The sequence below is a fragment of the Renibacterium salmoninarum ATCC 33209 genome, from assembly GCF_000018885.1.
GTDB classification, from domain to species: domain Bacteria; phylum Actinomycetota; class Actinomycetes; order Actinomycetales; family Micrococcaceae; genus Renibacterium; species Renibacterium salmoninarum.
This window is the reverse complement of record NC_010168.1, coordinates 2,475,190-2,491,766: the sequence shown is the minus strand read 5'-3', so window position 1 is coordinate 2,491,766 and position 16,577 is coordinate 2,475,190. Positions and strand designations below refer to the sequence as shown.

19 protein-coding genes and 1 pseudogene are annotated in these 16,577 nt (G+C 56.6%); 5 read left to right on the top strand and 15 right to left on the bottom strand.

Annotated features, from left to right (window positions below; all coding sequences use genetic code 11):
- The first annotated feature begins 187 nt into the window (after window positions 1-187).
- Window positions 188-1,366, top strand: a complete 1,179-nt coding sequence (locus RSAL33209_RS12320) for a MarP family serine protease (RefSeq protein WP_012246170.1) — start codon at window positions 188-190, stop codon at window positions 1,364-1,366.
- A 3-nt stretch (window positions 1,367-1,369) separates the two neighbouring features.
- Here RSAL33209_RS12320 and aroQ read toward each other — a convergent pair whose 3' ends face one another.
- Genes aroQ through RSAL33209_RS12300 form a run of 4 tightly spaced genes read right to left on the bottom strand, consistent with a single transcriptional unit; the run spans window position 1,370 to window position 4,181 of the window.
- Window positions 1,370-1,813 carry a type II 3-dehydroquinate dehydratase gene (gene aroQ, locus RSAL33209_RS12315; RefSeq protein ID WP_012246169.1) on the bottom strand — a complete coding sequence of 148 codons (444 nt, stop codon included), beginning with the start codon at window positions 1,811-1,813 and terminating at the stop codon, window positions 1,370-1,372.
- Between the two features lie 14 nt (window positions 1,814-1,827).
- A complete protein-coding gene (locus tag RSAL33209_RS12310) occupies window positions 1,828-2,604 on the bottom strand; it encodes a DeoR/GlpR family DNA-binding transcription regulator (protein ID WP_012246168.1) in 777 nt (258 codons plus the stop codon).
- A gap of 3 nt (window positions 2,605-2,607) precedes the next feature.
- Window positions 2,608-3,528 (bottom strand): carbohydrate ABC transporter permease, encoded by a 921-nt coding sequence (locus RSAL33209_RS12305; RefSeq protein ID WP_012246167.1) that lies wholly within the window; start codon window positions 3,526-3,528, stop codon window positions 2,608-2,610.
- Complete coding sequence (locus RSAL33209_RS12300; RefSeq protein WP_012246166.1) at window positions 3,525-4,181, bottom strand: carbohydrate ABC transporter permease; 657 nt, start codon at window positions 4,179-4,181, stop codon at window positions 3,525-3,527. The genes RSAL33209_RS12305 and RSAL33209_RS12300 overlap by 4 nt, the downstream gene beginning before the upstream one ends.
- Before the next feature lie 176 nt (window positions 4,182-4,357).
- On the opposite strand from RSAL33209_RS12300, the gene RSAL33209_RS18850 reads away from it, so the two are divergent.
- Window positions 4,358-4,573 (top strand): hypothetical protein, encoded by a 216-nt coding sequence (locus RSAL33209_RS18850; RefSeq protein ID WP_233496559.1) that lies wholly within the window; start codon window positions 4,358-4,360, stop codon window positions 4,571-4,573.
- A 24-nt stretch (window positions 4,574-4,597) separates the two neighbouring features.
- Here the strand turns inward: RSAL33209_RS18850 and RSAL33209_RS12295 are convergent, their stop codons facing one another.
- The 11 genes and pseudogenes from RSAL33209_RS12295 to RSAL33209_RS12255 form a co-directional block, all read right to left on the bottom strand.
- Window positions 4,598-5,674: an ABC transporter substrate-binding protein gene (locus RSAL33209_RS12295; RefSeq protein WP_012246164.1), complete on the bottom strand. Its 1,077-nt coding sequence runs from the start codon at window positions 5,672-5,674 to the stop codon at window positions 4,598-4,600.
- 466 nt (window positions 5,675-6,140) lie between these two features.
- Window positions 6,141-7,103: a cytochrome c oxidase assembly protein gene (locus RSAL33209_RS12290; RefSeq protein ID WP_012246163.1), complete on the bottom strand. Its 963-nt coding sequence runs from the start codon at window positions 7,101-7,103 to the stop codon at window positions 6,141-6,143.
- Window positions 7,104-7,176: 73 nt separating this feature from the next.
- Entirely contained in the window at window positions 7,177-7,467 is a 291-nt protein-coding gene (locus tag RSAL33209_RS12285) for a TFIIB-type zinc ribbon-containing protein (RefSeq protein WP_012246162.1), read from the bottom strand.
- 77 nt (window positions 7,468-7,544) lie between these two features.
- On the bottom strand, window positions 7,545-8,756 hold the full coding sequence (locus tag RSAL33209_RS12280; protein WP_012246161.1) for an ROK family transcriptional regulator: 1,212 nt from the start codon (window positions 8,754-8,756) through the stop codon (window positions 7,545-7,547).
- A 24-nt stretch (window positions 8,757-8,780) separates the two neighbouring features.
- On the bottom strand, window positions 8,781-9,269 hold the full coding sequence (locus tag RSAL33209_RS19320; protein ID WP_080503882.1) for an ROK family protein: 489 nt from the start codon (window positions 9,267-9,269) through the stop codon (window positions 8,781-8,783).
- Window positions 9,167-9,763, bottom strand: coding sequence for an ROK family protein (locus RSAL33209_RS19315; RefSeq protein ID WP_012246159.1), 597 nt, complete (start codon window positions 9,761-9,763; stop codon window positions 9,167-9,169). The genes RSAL33209_RS19320 and RSAL33209_RS19315 overlap by 103 nt, the downstream gene beginning before the upstream one ends.
- Window positions 9,760-10,599 (bottom strand): carbohydrate ABC transporter permease, encoded by an 840-nt coding sequence (locus tag RSAL33209_RS12270; RefSeq protein WP_012246158.1) that lies wholly within the window; start codon window positions 10,597-10,599, stop codon window positions 9,760-9,762. The genes RSAL33209_RS19315 and RSAL33209_RS12270 overlap by 4 nt, the downstream gene beginning before the upstream one ends.
- On the bottom strand, window positions 10,599-11,549 hold the full coding sequence (locus RSAL33209_RS12265; RefSeq protein ID WP_012246157.1) for a carbohydrate ABC transporter permease: 951 nt from the start codon (window positions 11,547-11,549) through the stop codon (window positions 10,599-10,601). The genes RSAL33209_RS12270 and RSAL33209_RS12265 overlap by 1 nt, the downstream gene beginning before the upstream one ends.
- The gene (locus tag RSAL33209_RS16470; RefSeq protein WP_012246156.1) at window positions 11,550-11,852 is read right to left on the bottom strand and encodes a type 2 periplasmic-binding domain-containing protein; all 303 of its coding nucleotides are present in this window, start codon (window positions 11,850-11,852) and stop codon (window positions 11,550-11,552) included.
- Window positions 11,853-11,963: 111 nt separating this feature from the next.
- Complete coding sequence (locus RSAL33209_RS12260) at window positions 11,964-12,851, bottom strand: extracellular solute-binding protein (RefSeq protein ID WP_012246155.1); 888 nt, start codon at window positions 12,849-12,851, stop codon at window positions 11,964-11,966.
- Between the two features lie 83 nt (window positions 12,852-12,934).
- Window positions 12,935-14,500 (bottom strand): annotated as a pseudogene (locus RSAL33209_RS12255) (M81 family metallopeptidase).
- Between the two features lie 140 nt (window positions 14,501-14,640).
- Here RSAL33209_RS12255 and RSAL33209_RS16465 point away from each other — a divergent pair.
- Genes RSAL33209_RS16465 through RSAL33209_RS12245 form a run of 3 tightly spaced genes read left to right on the top strand, consistent with a single transcriptional unit; the run spans window position 14,641 to window position 16,559 of the window.
- A complete protein-coding gene (locus RSAL33209_RS16465) occupies window positions 14,641-14,871 on the top strand; it encodes a hypothetical protein (RefSeq protein WP_012246152.1) in 231 nt (76 codons plus the stop codon).
- 18 nt (window positions 14,872-14,889) lie between these two features.
- A complete protein-coding gene (locus tag RSAL33209_RS12250; protein WP_012246151.1) occupies window positions 14,890-15,510 on the top strand; it encodes a sugar phosphate isomerase/epimerase family protein in 621 nt (206 codons plus the stop codon).
- Entirely contained in the window at window positions 15,507-16,559 is a 1,053-nt protein-coding gene (locus RSAL33209_RS12245) for a Gfo/Idh/MocA family protein (RefSeq protein WP_012246150.1), read from the top strand. Before RSAL33209_RS12250 ends, RSAL33209_RS12245 begins: the two co-directional genes overlap by 4 nt.
- The last annotated feature ends 18 nt before the right edge of the window (window positions 16,560-16,577 follow it).

The window sequence follows — 16,577 nt, the reverse complement described above, 5'->3', positions numbered from 1 at the left end:
GTGTAAAATTCAGCGCGTTTGATTCGATATTTCTTCGATTCTTTCAGATAATTGGCGTAAATGTGACTAACTTGGCATTCCCGGGATGCCGAGGCGGTGCAATGTTCGATTCGAAGCGCTTGCAAATCCCGCTCTCAAGGTGGCCGGGTAGACTATAAGTTCGACTTTATCGAGACGGGAATGGTGCATGTTCGGTCTGAGCTGGCTCGATATTCCGCTGCTTATTTTGTTGATCTGGCAGCTCTTCTATGGTTGGCGGGTTGGTTTTCTGATCAGCCTCTGCGGCATTCTTGGCTTTGCCGCGGGTGCGGTGGGCGCCTTCTTCGCGGTCCCCTTGGTCAGCAACTGGGTGGGAGACTCTGGTTGGCGACTGGCCGCCGTCGTCGGTTCTGCCCTGGCTTTTATTGTGGTTGGGTATTCAATCGGTGTTGGCATCGGCAGTTGGCTGAGTCGGGGCGTCCGGCTGAAGCCGCTGAAGGCAATCAACCGAATCTTTGGCGCAGTTGCTTCGTTTGTCATCGCGGCGTTGCTGATTTCACCAGTTGCGTTCAGCTTGTCTAACTTGGGCGTGCCTTTTGTATCGCAAGTGATTAGCCAATCCGGCGTGATCCGGACAATTGATTCCTTCACCCCGACGCCGATCAAACAGGCGATTGCGCAGTGGCGTTCCGCAGTAGTCAGCCAGGGCATCCCGCAGCTCTTCAACCAGCTGGGCCCGGTCACTCAGACGCCGCCTGATGCCCGCACTGATACCCCCGCATTGAACAACGCGGCGCAGTCGGTTTTGAAAATCACCGGAACGGCCTTCCAATGTGGCCAAAACCAGACCGGTTCAGGTTTTGTTGCCGCGCCCAACCGAGTGATTACTAACGCACACGTTGTTGCCGGGGTGAGCCAGCCCGTCGTCGAGACGCCGAACGGCGCCATGCCTGCGCGAATTGTTTTCTTTGACCCGGAGCAGGATCTTGCGGTACTCGCCGTGGACGGGCTCGGCGTGCAACCTTTGGCTCTGGGAGCTGAGCTGGCCAACGGATCGCAAACCGCTTTTCAAGGATTCCCCTTTGGCGGACCATTCCAATCGAAGCCAGCCTCTGTGCAGAGCAAAGGCACCGTGTTAGTGCCAAATATCTACGGCGGCAATAATCACCCTGAAGAGGTGTACCAACTAGCCGGTGATGTGCAACCAGGTAACTCTGGCGGTCCATTGCTGGACATGAACGGCAAGGTTGTTGGCGTGGTCTTCGCTAAAGCAGATTCTAATCAGCAGGTGGGTTACGCCTTCACGCTGAAGGAAGTCTCGCCGGTGGTTGAACAAGCCGCAGGGCTCAACCGGGAAGTTTCTTCCGGCCAATGCACTAAGAAGTAAAAGCTAGAGCTGCAAGGCGGCCAGGCGCTCAATTGCGAATTTGTATCCGCTAATCCCGGCGCCAACAATCACGGCAGTGGAGACGGCCGAAAGGTGCGAATGCTGCCGGAAATCTTCCCGCGCGTGCACATTGGAAATATGCACCTCGACGGCGGGTAGTTGCACCGAGGAGATCGCATCCCGTAATGCAATTGAGGTATGTGAGTATGCGCCAGCATTAATGACAATGCCATCAGCAGTTCCGCGGGCGGCATGAATCGCGTCGATGAGATCGCCTTCATGATTCGACTGGATACATTCCACCGAAAAACCTAAAGCCTCAGCCGTTTCGATGCACAGCTCATTCACTTCGTCCAAAGTCGCGGTGCCGTAGACCGCGGGCTCGCGAGTGCCGAGCAGGTTCAGATTAGGCCCGTTGAGCACCAAGAAGTTGCCGGTGGAAGTCATGGCTTCAGTATGCCTTATTGCGGGACTGAGACCAGCCATAACCGGCGAACTTGGCCAGTCAAAAAAGAGACAGCCTCAGCTGGCAGCCCTTCGTCGGAAATCATTTCGTCGATCTGGTCAAAGCTAGCAATTGAGGAGACGCCAAGGGTGCCCCATTTGCTGTGATCGGCAAGGACCACCACTCGATGTGAGGTGGCAATGAGCGCGCGGTCCATTTCAGCTTCGGGCATGTTTGGCGTGGTAAAGCCGGCGTGCGCATCCATTCCGTGCACCCCCATAAAAAGCATGTCCAAATGTAGGTGTTGCAATGATTGGGTAGCCATCGGTCCAACCAATGCGTCCGACGGCGTTCGCTCACCACCGGTCAGCAGCACGGTATTGCTGGAATGTGCTTCATGGAAGACGTTGGCCACCCGAACCGAGTTGGTGAAAATAGTTAGCCGTTTCGCGGGCACCAAATACTTTGCCAGCGTCCAGGTGGTGGTCCCGGCGCTCAGACCCACAGCCATGCCTTCTTCCACCAAGGAAGCTGCGGATCTGGCGATAGCTTCCTTTTCCGGCGCGGCCTGGGTGGACTTTAGTTCAAAACCTGGCTCATACATGCTTGATTGAGATCGGGTTTTTGCGCCACCGTGAATCTTCTCTAACTCGCCAGCATCATGTAGCGCATCGATGTCTCGCCGCACGGTCATGAGCGAGACACCCAGGGTCTCAGCGAGATCTGCAACTCGGACGACCTGCTCGCGTTTGACAGTGTCCGTGATGACGCTGCGTCGCGCTTCAGCCAACATGGCTCACCCTTTGCTCGAGCCGAGAGTCAGCCCCGCGACGAATTGTCGCTGCAGCGCTAGGTAGATCAGCAGCGTCGGCAGCACCGTGATGATTGCACCGGCCGCAATTAAATTGTAGTTGTTGAAAAATTGCCCTTGTAGATTGTTAATCCCTGCGGTGATGGGCAGCAGATCACCACTTTGAATAAGCAACAGCGGCCAGAAGTAGTCGTTGTAAATGAAAATGACTTCCAAAGTAGCTAGCGCAGCGAGGGCTGGCCTGCACAACGGCATGATGATTGACCAGTACTGCCGCCAAATGCCAGCGCCGTCGACCAACGCGGCCTCGGTCAAATCACTGGACAGCGCCTTCATGTAGTTGCTCAAGACGAAGGTGCAGAAGCCAATTTGGAAAGCAGTATTTACCGCGATCACCGCGAACGTGGTGTTGAGCAGACTGCCCGAGGGGCTGATCGAATACGGCAGCTCTATGTGCTTGAAGATCTCGAAAAGCGGAGCGGCCAGGACTTGCGGTGGGAGCAAATTTCCAGCGGTGAACATGATCAGCAGAGTCAAATTGAATTTCCAATTGACTCGGCTGACAGCGAAGGCCATCATCGATGCCAAGAATAAGGTGATGGCTACCGTGGGAATGGTGATGACCGCCGAATTGATCAAGTATTTCAACATGCCGCCTTGCGTCCAGGCGTCAATGAAGTTCTGGAAATTGAAGCTGCCACCAAAGCTGAAATAGCCGTATTTATCGGTTGATTCTTTGGGCCGCAAGGCCGTGAAGATGCTCCAAAACAGCGGGATCAACCAGATCACCGCCATCACGATCAGGAACAAGTGCGTCCCGGTATGTCGCTTTTTCTGCGAATCTTTGCTGCGATTCTTTACCGGGGTCTTTACTGGGCCATTTACTGGCGCGACGTCGGTGCTCATGCTCGGCTGTCCTTTCGGAAGGTTCGGACCAAGTACCAGACAATCGGCACGAGCGAAATGATCAAGAGAATTACCGCCAGCGCGGAGCCGACGCCAATGACTTGGCCTTCGCCGACTAAGTTTTGGATAACCAAGGCGCCGAGTAGCTCCAGGCCATTGCGCCCCTTGTGGATCACCCAGACCACGTCGAAAGCTCGTAATGACTCAATAATCGTGATGACCACAATGATGATGTTGACGGGCTTCATCGCGGGAAACACGACTCGAAAGAAGGTCTGCGAAGCGCTTGCGCCGTCTAAAGAGGCCGCTTCCCGCAAGGTCGGATCAACACCTTTCAAGCCAGCCAAATAGAGGATCATGACGTAGCCCGCATGCCGCCACGTTGCTGCGATCATCGCGGCCCAAATATTGACGTTTGAATCGCCGAACCAGTCGACGGCCTGCGGGGTTCCGGCGGTGCCAAGGAAGAAGTTCAGCAGGCCGTTGTCCTTGTTGTAGAACAGCTGCCAGATGATCCCGATCAGCGCCATGGAGAGCATTACCGGCGCAAAGAAGACGCTCTGGTAGATCCTGCTGCCCCGAATCTTTTGATCCAAGAGCACCGCTAGCAGCAGACCCAACGGCGTGCCGATGATGCCCAAAAAAGCAACCAAAGCACGTTATGCCCACGGCAGGCCAAAACGGCGGGTAGTCCTGGCTCACATATTGATAGTTATCCGCTCCGGCCGCTTTGAGGTCGGAGAGATCCAAGCCGTTCCAACGCGCGAAGGAAAGTGCGATCGAAAGTAGTGTGGGCCCCCAAACCAGCAGAACCTGGACGAGAGTAGGGATGCCAACCATAAAAGAGAGCACCACGACGTCGCGACGCGTGAGGCGTTTGACTCTACCTTTGCGGGGTTTTTTGGGGTTTGACGGCGCGCCAGAGGGTGCCAGCGGTCGATGTTTGGCGGCGGTGCTGGTCATGGTGATTTGCTCGCTTATTGTGCTGCGTAGAGCGATTTGGCCTGGGAATCCAGGTTCTTCACGTCGTAGCTTCCGTCCTTGATGAAGCTTTGTAAGGCAGGAATCATCACGTTGCTAGCCATAGCCGGTAACGCGTCTCGGTCGAAGAACTGACTGATGTTTTTCGCATTGGCGATGGTCGAGGCGCATTTTGTGTTGAGCGGTGAATATTTCGAGGTGTCAGCGCCCTTGGCCGTGACCAGGTTTGAGGTGTCCACGGAGGCATAAGCGTTTTGACCCTCCGGGGTGCCGATGAACTCGACAAAATCTCGAGCGGCCTGATTCTGACCACCTTTTTGGACAGCATGAGACCGTCAATTGGCGCTTCGACTGAATCTTGGCCTTCCACCGCAACCGCCGGGAATGGCAAGAATTCGATGTCTGCAAGCACCTGCGGATCGCTGAATTGCTGGGTGACGAATGAGCCCAACAGGTACATGCCAGTCTTCTTCGCTTCCAGGGCCTTAGCGGCATCTTGCCAAGTTTGGCCTAGTGCAGCGGGGTCCTGATAGGGCAGCAGCGCTTTCCAGGTATCGAAGAGGTCGCCGACTTTCTTCTGGTCCCAGCTTTCTTTGTGTGCGCACAGATCCATGTGGAACTGAAAGCCGTTGAGTCGCATGTTGAGGTAATCAAAGGTGCCCATCGCGGGCCAGCCGTCTTTGTCTGCAAAACCGATCGGGATCAAGCCATCTTTTTGCATTGTGGCACAAAGCGTCTTGAGCTCATCGAAGGTCTTCGGCTCGGCATAACCGCGTTCTTGCCACAGACTCTTGCGGTAGAAGAAGCCCCAGGGGTAGTTGTAGTTCGGCACTAGGTACTTCTTGCCGTCGCCGGCAGTTGAAGCCTTCTTGAGTGCGTCGGAGAAGTTGCCGCCAATCTTGTCCCAAATATCATCTAACGGCGCTACCAATCCCTTCTGCGCGTAGTACTTCATCCGGTAGCCAGCGAACCAAGTCAGCGAATCATCAGGGCTGCCTTGCAAGTAAGAGTTGATCTTTTCCTGGAAATCATTGTGCGGCACGGTATTCACCGTGACGCTGTCGCCTTTTTTGGCTTTGAACGCGGCCACAACGGCCTCTACCGCGCGTTTCGGGACGTCGTCGGAGGCGTTCGAGCCTAAGGGCGAGGGAGTTCGAGCTGGCATTAGTGCCGCCGCTTCCGCAAGCAGCTAGCAGCGGTATCCCGGCCAGGGCCACGGCGCCTAAGCCAATGCCATTAAGCAGATCTCGGCGGTCCAATCCTAGGTCGTTTTTGATGAAAGATGAGTTTTCGTTGGTTGGCATGATGTCCCCTTTGACAGCACGAGCAGTGATCTATCTCACTAGGCTAGATCAATAAAGATCGTTAAGGAACAAAAAAATCACAAACTTTGCACAAATTTCCGATTTGGAACATCTGCTGCAACGAGCACCGTCGGGCAGGTTGCTCAAATTGGGGCTGCGCGACGTCGGCTCAGCTCAGATTTTGCAAGAAAGCTGCCCGAGGTCTGGTCGATGCGAATATTCCTCCCCGCGGCAAAGGGTATGTTCCTGGGGTGTGCTAGTTTCTCCCCATTTCGGGATGGGTAAAGCTGGGGAGTGGCGACGAGCGGACGAAGGCGTCTGCTGCGACTAGCGTCGTCGGGCGGGGTCGCTCAAATAGGCGTTGTATTGCTCCAGATCTGACGGTTCGCCGCCTTTGACATGATTTGCTAGGTCCTTGGCGCGCGCGGTGCGTGAGTCGTCGCGTTGCCAGCGGAAGAGGATCAGCATCAACAGCAGCACCGTGGGTAACTCGCCGTAGAACCAAGCCAGGCCACCGGCCACTCCCTGATCCTTCATCGGATCAATTCCCCAGGACTCAGGCATGGTGCCAAAGAACTTCACCATCGGCACGGTGGCCATCATGATCACTACGCCGAAGAAGGCGTGTAGCGGCATCTCCGAAAAAACGTCGACCATTCGGCCAAGGTGGCTTTGTCTGCGCGGCAGCGGATCGGTAGAAATTAGCGGAACCGTGAAGAGGATTCCGGAAATCAGGAACAGCAGCTCCAGGCCTACGTGGCCGTACCAGGAGCGGAGCATCGCATCGGCAATCCCCGAAAAATACAAACCGTAAAAGCTCAGTAGAAACAGCGGAATCATAACGGCGGGGTGCAGCGCGAATGCACCCCAGCGGGACCTGAGGCCGCCGATTGCGAGTTTCAAAACGTAGCGGCCAAGCCCGCGGTGCGGCATTGCGTGAAGCAACAGCCTGCCAGGGGAGCCAAAGACAAGAAGTGGTGGCACTGCCATCATTAGCGTCAGCTGCTGAAACATGAAGATCGAGAACATTCGCAGGCCATAGCCTTCAATGCCGGCACCCATCACGACGACGATCGTCAGACAGCCGGTCAGGAAGGCGATCGTTGGCGCAATCGGCCAGCTGCGCCCTTGCCGCCACAGCCGAATAGCCCCAGCCAGGTAAAGGGCGCCGGCTAGGGCTGCGATGGTCGGTATCAGTGGGATGGGCTGCAGATTTGGGGCCAGATACTCCGCAATACTTGGCGGTGCAAGAGGTAGCCAGACTGGTCCGTCTATTCCCGGATCGTTCATTGGTGCAGCGGGGTCCTTTCGAAGCGTGTGGTGGCTGAGCTGCTACCTAGTCAAAAAGTCCGCCAAGAAACCCTCACCGTCGGCCATTGTTCCCGTTGTTGCCGTGACCGCCAGAATTGTTGCCGTGGCCGCCGCCTTTATTTCCGCGCCCACCGCTGTGCCCGCCGGAAAAACCGCCGTACCCACCGCCGAAGCCTTGATTTTTTTGACCTTGCTGCGCCGAGCCAAAACGGGACTCGGCATCCATGAGTTGCTCGAGTTCGCCGCGATCGAGGAAGATGCCGCGGCAACCTTCACATTGATCGATCATCACACCATTGCGTTCGTAGCTGCGCATTGTCTCGCCGCATTTGGGGCACTTCATGAGTTGCACTCCTTATATTCTTATATTTATAAATATACATATCTAAATATAAGAATAGCTATGTTTGCGCTGTGGATTCAACCTTGCGCTAGGACTGCCCGCAAACATTGCTGGCCAGCACCCAACAACCCGGCTTGCGAACCGGCCTGCGACGGCTCGATCAACAGATTCTTGGCAGCGAGCGGGTGGCAGCCTGCGTATAGTTGCGACCTGATCGCCGCTACATACGGCTCCACCTGGGATAGCCCGCCGCCTAGAACGACCAACGACGGATTGATGAAATTGACCACCGTACTGAGCGTTTGGCCTAACAACCGACCCGCCGCTCGCAACCGCGTTGTGGTTTGAGTGTCACCATTAAGAGCAAAGCGGATCACGTCGGCCAGGTCTTTGACCTCGACCCCGGCCTCAATCAGTTGGCTGACAATCGCGGTGCCGCTCGCTACCGTTTCCAAGCAACCGCGGTGGCCACAGGCGCAGGGCAATTCGCCCGCGGCGCTCACTTGGACATGGGCAATATCGCCGGACGTTCCAGAAGCGCCTCGGTACAACTGTCCTTGCAGGATGAGTCCGCAACCTATTGCGGCGCCGGCTTTCAGAAACAAAGTATCTGTGCGATTTTTGGTGTCTGGGTTTTGCCGCTGACGCAGTGAATACTCACCCAAAGCCATCATATTTGCGTCATTGTCCACGCTTGCCGCGGTGTCGAATTCTCGGCTGAGCCAATCACGCACCGGATACTGGTGCCAGCCGCGCATTCGAGAAGGCGAATCAACCATGCCGCGGGTGAAATCCACGGGGCCAGGCAGCGCTAAGCCAACCCCGCGCAGCGGTGGCGTGTCATCTTCGATCAAGGAGCGCATTGCCTCGGAAATGATCGGTAAAACTGCTTCGGGGCCGGCCGAAATATCGATGCTGATCAGCGATGAGTCCAGCAGCGCGCAAGACATATTTAGCCGGCCAACCCAGGCATGCGCGGCACCCAAATCAGCCGCCAAAATGCAACCAGCGTCGGCAACCAGGCTCAAAAGCGTTGGGCGTCGGCCGCCGGTATGCCCGCCGGCACCAGATTCAGCGATCAAACCTGCCTCAATCAATTCGTTAATCCGTTGTGTGATGGTCGACGGCGCCAAATTGAGTTTGCGCGCCAAATCGGCACGAGAGCTGGCCGGGTTGCTCGCAATCAGCGAAAGGATCGCTGATGAGAACTCGGAAAGCGCCACCATCTTTAGGTCCGGATTTACGTGTGTGTTTGGCGTACGACGGACGGTACCCCATAGTGTTAGCACCCTGCATTTTCTCTTGGAGAAGTATCAGAAGGTTAGTGTGTTTTTGCTGGTTTCCGAAGAATCGCCCGTCATAGAACCGAGAGCGGCTCGTGCTGCCAAGGCCGCACCGAAGGTGCCAGCCCACCGACCCAGCTCAGCTTTGACTAATCGGGGACGTCGATGGAAGCTGAGCAAACTATCCACAGTGCGGGCCAATGGGTCAAAGAGCGCTGGCCCAGCTTGGGCCATTCCGCCGCCAAGCACAATCACCTCGGGCCCAAGCAGAGCTACGCACTGCGCTAAGGAGAGAGCCAAGGCATCAATGCCAGCCGCGATGGTTTCTGCAGCAGCTGGATCTCCGGACGCGGCGGCTTCGAAAACCCGCTGTGCGTTCGGCAACGTTTGCCCGCTTCGCCGCGCATAACCTGCAATCAGCCCACTTGCGGATGCGAGTGTCTGTAAACAACCAGCAGCACCGCAACTACAGTCAATCGCCTCGGCGCTACCCACCGGTGGGATGCGGCCATGGCCCATTTCGCCCGCATAACCACCCGCGGCAAGGATCGCACCATCCACCACAGAGCACTGCTAATTCCGGTGCCGAGCACGGTGATGATCGCATTTTGAACCCCGCGTGCGGCACCAAGATGGTGTTCAGCGACGCCGGCCGAATACGCATCATGACTGACCACTACCGGAATATCGAGTAGCTCGGAGAGCTCATCGCCAAGGGCGAAGTTCTGCCAATCAAGATTTGCAGAATGCCGCACTACGCCGGTCGAGGCGTCCACGATGCCGGGCGCGGTCACGCCTACAGCCGCGGGTGGGCCGCCGTCGAACTGGGTGCGAATTAGTTGCGCCAATTGACTCGCAGCTAGCCGCTGTTGGTTCAGGACGAGCTCCTCAACCCCGGTTCCACCTAACTGGCCTGACTCGTCAATGAGTGCAAATTTGACTGAACTCGCGCCAATATCGAGCGCAATAACGCGCGCCCCGGCCCCAAAGGACCGGGAAGTTGCTTCATTCACCCTTTGACGGCTCCTGCCACAAGACCTTGGGCCATCCGCTTTTGGACGATCGCGAACAAGATGATGACCGGCACCGCCATTAACGTTGAATCGGCCATGACTCCGCCCCAGTTTGTGCCTGCCAGCTGGGTACTAAAGCCCTGCATCCACAGGGGCAATGTCTTCGCGTTGTCGCTGCTGAGTAGCACCAAAGACAGTGTGTATTCATTCCAGGACGCCAAAAACGCGAAGATCGAGGAAGCAACAATTCCCGAACCCAAAAGCGGGAAGTTCACGCGGAAGAAGGCACCCATTCGACTACAGCCGTCAATCATGGCGGCCTCCTCAAGTTCCACCGGAATACCGTCAACAAAACCTTTCAACATCCAGATGGTGAAGGGCAGCGAGGCGCCGACGTAGAGGATGCTCAAGCCCAAGATTGAGTTGAGTAGGTGCCAGCCGTCGATCATCTTGTACTGCGAAATAAACAGCGCTTCGGCCGGAATCATCTGGATGACCAACACCGAGACGATCAGCGCGCGCCGGCCACGGAATCGGAACCGGCTCAAAGCCAACGAGGCAAAGAAGGCGAAGACAATCGCGGCTAGGACTACCAAGAGCGCGGTGAAAAAGCTCATGCGTAACGCTGAGTAGAAGGCGCCGTCGGCAAGAATCGATTGAAAGTGTTCCAGTGTGAAGGGCACCGGAAAGAACGACGGCGTCCGAGACTGTAGCGCGGACTCGGGGGAGAAGGCGCTGCTAACTAGCCAATAGACCGGGAACACCCAGAGCAGCGCGAAGACGACGCCGAGTGTGTTCAGACTGATCCGCCGGGACAACGGCGCTTTGCGGGCCATCAGAGGTCTCCTTGTTTGATCACGAGTCGGACGTAACGCCAGGTCAGCAGGAGCGGTATCAGCAGCATGATCAGGGCCGTAGCCGAGGCAACACCGTAGTCACCGCCGGCCAGTCCAACTTGGTAGATGTAAGTGCCTAGTACGTTGGTTTGGTCGGTAATTCCGCTACTTTTTTGCAAGATATAGATCTGGGTGAAAACGCGCAGATCCCAGATCACTTGCAGAATGCCCACTAGTAGCAAAACCGGCGCAATGGTTGGCACGGTGATTTCGCGAAACTGCTTCCAGCCATTGGCGCCGTCGATTGTCGAAGCTTCGAGCATTGACTCGTCGATCTGCGTAATCGAGGCGTAGACCATGAACAGCACCAGCGGAACGCTCATCCAGATCACCAACAACCCCGCCATGATGAAGAAGGTCAAGGGGTTTGAAAACCAATTGAAATTCTCCATCCCGCTGAAGCCCAATTTGGTGAGTACCCAATCAACAACCCCCGAACGGGCGTCGAAAATACGTTGGAAGACCTGCAACGAGGACAGTACCGGCAAAGCCCAAGCCAGCAACATGACGGATTGCACCAGCACGGAAACTGGTCGGGAGAGTTTGGTGAGCAGCACAGCGCCGCCCACACCAACCAGCATGGTCACCGTGGCGCAAACTAGGCAGAACAGTAACGACCGGGCCAACACCAGCCAAAAAGCCGAGTCGGTGAGCACCGTGATGAAATTACCAAACCAGATGAACTCCGGCTCCGCGCCAAACTGTTGCGCCAACGAAAACTGTTGAAACGCCATGATGACTTGGCGGACCAAGGGGTAACCCATCGCCAAAGCGACTGTGGCAACCGCTGGCAGTAAGAGCAGCAACGGGAGCTTACTCCGCTTACGCTGGTGCAGTTGTTGCGGCACCAGCTGCCGGATTTTTCGCCGTTCTGCAGAACGCAAGCTCATCTATTTGCCATTCAGGATCGAGGTGATCTTCTCATCCGCGGTCTTCGCCAAGCTGACCGGATCCTTGCCGGAGCCCATCGCGACGAAGAAGTCGTCAATTGTCTTGGCGCTTTCCACCAAGGCCCAATTCTTTGCCGCTGGAGTGCCCACTGAGCCGCGGACGGCGTCGACCGTCAACTTGGACAGGTCGTCGTTGCCCAAGGCGCTGGCATATTTGAGATTTCCTGGTACCCAGCCGCCGTCGGTTGCGAAAGCTTCCTGGAATTCCTTGCTGAAGCTCAGCTTGAGTGCTTCTTTGGCCAAGCCGCGATTTTTGGATTTGGCGGATATAGCGACGTTTGAGCCACCGGCGAACGGGTGGCTTTCGCCGCTAACCGTAGCGGGCGGGGAGCCAAAATAGCCTACTTTGCCGGATTATACCAGCTCCGGGGTGAGCTTCTTGACGTGGAAATTGAAGCCGAAGAACATTCCAGTTTCTTCCGCGTTGAAAGCTGTGTAAGGGGCGGTAGAAATCGAAGTATCAGTCACATTTCCGGTAGTTGAACCGGTCCGCCAGATTTCCTGCAACTGGCTCAAACCCTTTTGGGATTCGGCTGAAGACAAGCCGCCTTTCCAGCTGTTACCGTCCTGGGTTGCTAGGCGACCGCCATTGGTAAAGAGCCAAGCAAAGGCAGATTGGTTCGAGATGCCGGGTAAGAACAGACCGGTGAAGTGCGAATTTTTCGGTGGGTTGGCGGCTTGCAGTTTAGTTGCTGCCTGTGTCAGCTCGTCCAAAGTTTGGGGGACGGTAATGCCGGCTTGCTCAAAGAAATCTTTGCGGTAAATGAAAATCCGGCTGCCAGCGTAGAACGGGGCAGCGAACATCTTGCCGTTGAAGCTACCCAGATCAACCAGCGACTGCGTGAGGTCTTTGCCGCCAAGCTGGTCCTTCATATCGGTCAAATCCGCCAGCGCACCCACCGCGCAAAATGTCGGTGCTTGGGTGTTGCCTAGCTCAATGAGATCTGGTGTTGATTCGGCGCTCGCTAGAGCCGTCTGCAGCTTCGGCACGATGCCGTCCCAGTCCTGCTGTTCAATGACCAGAGAGGAGCCGGGGAATTTTTTCGCAAATGCATCGGTAAGCCATTTTTGTGCCTGGTCTGAAACCGAGTCCTTCATGAACCAGACTCGCAGCTTGGCGGGTGTGGAGGTGGAGTCGTTACTCGCATCGCCCCCGCTTCCACCGCCGCAAGCACTCAACAATGCGGCAGCGCCTAGGGTGCCGCCCAATCCCAATAAACCGCGACGGGACATATTTTCCATAGTGGGCTCCTCGGCTCTCGACCTGTTGCTGACTTGATATCGAAGAGAACCACAGGGCGGAGGCCGGGCGGAATAGCAATTGGTTAGTTCGGTGCCGAAGTTTCCTCTTCGGTCGCTGCTGGCCAGCTTGCATTGGAGGCTGGTATTTGGCGTGCTGAGAGGTCCGGAAGGAAGTTGTCGTCGTAAGGGAACATCGGTCGGAGGATCCGATGATGGCCTAGGCGCTGTAAGTCTTGATCGACGCCGCCGGGGGTGAGGGCCAGCATCCAGCCGGCGGCCATGTCGAAGAGTTCAGGCTCTAGATAGCCGATTTTCACGAGAACTAGATCGGCTTCGCGTGGATTTAAACCGTTTCGGGTGAAGTCTTCTTATAAGTGGTAGGGCTTGCGCCGTTCGGTCAGCAGAATATGCAGCGGTCCAGCCTGCAAGACAATTTCGACGCCGGCCACCGGATCGGTATCGCAAACGTGTCGCACGACGCCGGTCACCGTCGCGGGGGGCTCCGGCCCGTCGTCAACCCGGGCGCCAATGGTGACGGCAACTTCAGCGCCGACGCCAGCCTGCTGACAATACTTCGCACCCTGGTCGTCTGGAATCGATGCATAGATGATGGTTTTGCCCGCGAGCTGGGTTTCTCGGCGGCCGCCTGGCTGCGTTGTATCTAGTAGGCGTGCTAGCGTCCAGGTCACATCGCCCGCGCCGCCCGCCGTCGGATTATCACCGGAATCACTGAGGAAGTATGGCCGCGCGGTGCTGCTCAACGCCGTATCCAGGCATTCTTCGAGGGATCCGGCTGGTGCCACGAACTGGAAATCAGCGCGTTGACTCCACATTTGCGCCGCGATGCCTTCGGCTTCGGTGCAGATCTGCTGCCAATCGCTGCCGGTGGTCATGACCACCGCATGATTGCGCGGCTCATCAGCCCAGGCGTAACCTATCCATAGCCCGGCGTCGAGCACGCCGTCCAACTGGGCTACCTGCGCCACTCGCTGGTACAGGCTCTTTGCTGGTGCGTCACGAGTGCTAGTTTTCTCGCCCGGCAACAAAATTGGCACCGGAACCCAGGCTTTGAGCGGACGTTTGCCGCTGGCGATGACTGGGAGCAGATTGCTCGCAGTGCGTTCTTTGGTCTCTAGCCAGTCTTTATGTGGGGCCATCCGATAGCAGTTTGGTACGTCCAGCTGCCAGGCCAGTGTTTGCGAGACATTACCGTGTAGATCCATGCCGGAGGCAAACACCGTTTCTGGGCCAGTGAGTTTGCGCAGCGCTAGGATCAGATCACCCTCGGGGTCATCGAGGTCAACAACGCTCATCGCACCGTGGATATCGAAGTAAAAGCCGTCTAGGGGGCCGTCGATCAGAACTTCTTGAACGGCGGCGCATATTGCGGCTTTCATGTTTTCGTACTCTGCTAGTGGCACCGCACCGCCCGGAATCGCCCGATAATGCAGCAGCGGAAGCCAATCGGCTGCTTCTCTGATGGGCGCGCCCGGGGCAAAGAAGTCGTAATAGTCCAGGATTTCTTGACCTCTTCGCCGAACAAATCCGCTTTCTGGCGTGCGGGCGGGCGAATAGGTGCTGGCTTCAAGAGCAATACCAGCAATGGCGATTCTGGGCCGTTCTTGCGGTGTAGCAGACAGTGAGTTCACGCCTGCCAGCATAGGCTGCGCTAGGGCTTGGGTGGTTGATCCGAGAGTTTCTTCGTTGACGAATAAAATTCCGGTGCTGACAGTCACTCATGTGCGCCAATATGCTCGTATAAAACTATTTTGAATCGCAAAGGAGCTTTATGAAGATCGGGTTCAGCTCGTACAGTTTTGCTGGCGCTATGGCCGACGGTCGGCTTGATCTGCCGGGAGTGCTCAGTTGGGCGGCCGAGCGAGATGCTGCACATATCGAAATTTCCGAAGCGGGTCTGATTGAGCCGCTAACCGTTGAGTCTGCGGCGGCAGTCCGTGCGCACGCTGAGTCATTGGGTTTGCCCATTCTCAACTACGTGGTCGCTGCCGACTTCCGGTAAGGCGATGTTGCCGCTGAGGTGCAACGGGTGTGCGGCCAGGTAGACATTGCGGCGGCGCTTGGCACAAAGTTCTTCCGGCACGACGTGGTCGAATGGGCTTGGCGTGAGTCTTCGCAAGCGGAACTCGAATCGGTTTTGACCGCGATTGTGCCAGCCTGCCAGCAAATCGCTGACTATGCAGCTGGTTTAGGCATCACCACATCAGTGGAAAATCACGGCTTCTTCATCAACCATAGTGAGCGGATTGCGCGGCTGTTGTACCTGGTGGATCGGGAGAATTTCAAGACCACGCTCGACGTCGAAAATTTTCTTTGCGTCGATGACTCACCGTATGCGGCCGTTGCGAAACTGGCCCCGCAGGCTTCGGTGGTGCATCTCAAAGATTTCTTCATTCGCGAGAATTTCCCGGGCGAAGGCTGGCTGGAAACCATCGCCGGAAACTTTATTCAGGGCTCCGTTTTGGGCTTTGGCGACTTGGATTTGTCCCGGATTCTTTGGACGGTGCAGGAGGCAGGCTTCTCGGGGGCGCTGTCGATTGAGTACGAAGGTGCGCAAGATTGTCTGAGCGCTTGCGAACAGGCTTTGACGAACGCCCGCCGGCTGCTCGCCGAGGTCTCAGATTCGGAGGTCTCAGCATGAGCGCGGCGGTACGCGTCGCCGTCGTCGGGCTGGGCACCATTGCTGACGAGCATTTGAAGGCTTACCTGGATTCGCCCGAAGCTGAGTTGGTCGCTGTCTGCGATATTTTTGCGCCGCGGGCCGCAGAACGTGCTGAGCAATACGGCGCCCGTGCGGTGACCGATCCGGCGGAGATCTTTGCCGATCCGGAGATCGATGCGGTGAGCATCTGCACGCGGAACGATACGCACGCTGAATTAGTCATTGCTGCTTTGCGAGCAGGCAAGCATGTGCTGATTGAAAAACCGATGACGGCGACGCTAGCGCAGGCTGAGGAAGTTGCTGCGGTGGCAGATGCTTCGACAGGCAAACTTCAGGTGGCTTATGTGCGGCGATTCTCGCCCAATGCAACGGTGCTCAAGCAGTTCATTGATGCCGGCGAACTCGGGCCAATTTACTACGCGAAAGCGTCCTGCTTACGTCGTGCGGGCAACCCCGGTGGGTGGTTCGCGGATAAGTCAAAGTCCGGTGGCGGGCCGCTGACCGATTTGGGCGTGCATTTCTTGGATATCTGCTGGTATTTTATGGGTTGCCCCAAGGTTTCCCGCGTTTCTGGTGCGGTGTTCCACAAGCTGGGCAACCGGGCCAATATCAAGAATTTGAGCCGGTACCTTTCGGCGGACTATGACCCAGAACAGAACTCGGTGGAAGACCTGGCCTCGGCCTTGGTGACCTTCGAAAATGGTGCCGTGATCCACTTTGACACCAGCTATTCACTGCACGGAGCGGACGAGGTGAAGGTCCAGGTTTTCGGCGAGAATGGTGGCGCAACCCTTGAGCCCGCGCTGAAGATTTTCACCGCGAAACACGACACTTTGGTGGACATTACCCCGGTGATAGATTCCTTGAGCTTCGATCCTGTGGGTTATCGGAAGGAAATTGACTACTTCCTGGCGACCGTGCGGGGTGAGGTTGCTGAGGCAGCCCCGGCCGCGCATGGGCTGGAACTGATGAAGATCATTGCGGCGATCTACGAATCCGCCGAGCTAGGCCGGGAAATCGTGTTGTAAGTCTTTGACCCGCCGGGT